Here is a 512-nt window from a genome sequence, read left to right on the forward strand (position 1 = left end):
TTTCTGAATGTGTTTTATTAGTCACAAAGCGTGCCAGACGCGGATCAGCATCGCCTACAGCAAAATTAACCAAGGCAAGAATGTCAGCAGAAGTTGTATCGGAATTCGGGGGAGTAAGAGGGAGATTATCCATACTCCATTCGAAGCCGATTTTGACAAGTTGACGGTTTGTCTCTATTTCTGACAACAACATATCTTTTGATTCCTTTGAGTCAAGCTGAACCAAACTGGCCAGAGCGAAAACCTTGATACCAAGATTTTTGGATTCACTCAGATTTTCAAGCAGTACATGTACCCAATCTACTCTGTCATCGCTATCCGTCGCTTCGAAGTATTCATGACAAGTACGTAAAGCCGATAGCTGAGTCGGGACTTCTGCCCCAGATGGCTCACATACCTCGTTAAGCATCTGGAACACCCTATTTTGGAGTTCATGTGACCTCTCTGCGATCCACTTACCGGGGATACCGTCGATAGTCGCAGTACGAACAACGGTGTGAGTATTCTGTAAC

The 512-nt window shown here is 44.9% G+C and carries 1 protein-coding gene; it reads right to left on the reverse strand.

Annotated elements, in window-relative coordinates:
- The coding region (locus tag EXE42_RS16660; RefSeq protein WP_137707029.1) for a hypothetical protein at positions 1-409 on the reverse strand (409 nt) is incomplete at its 3' end.
- Positions 410-512 lie beyond the last annotated feature (103 nt).

The sequence above is a fragment of the Halorubrum sp. SP3 genome (assembly GCF_005435195.1).
In the GTDB taxonomy this organism is placed as follows: domain Archaea; phylum Halobacteriota; class Halobacteria; order Halobacteriales; family Haloferacaceae; genus Halorubrum; species Halorubrum sodomense.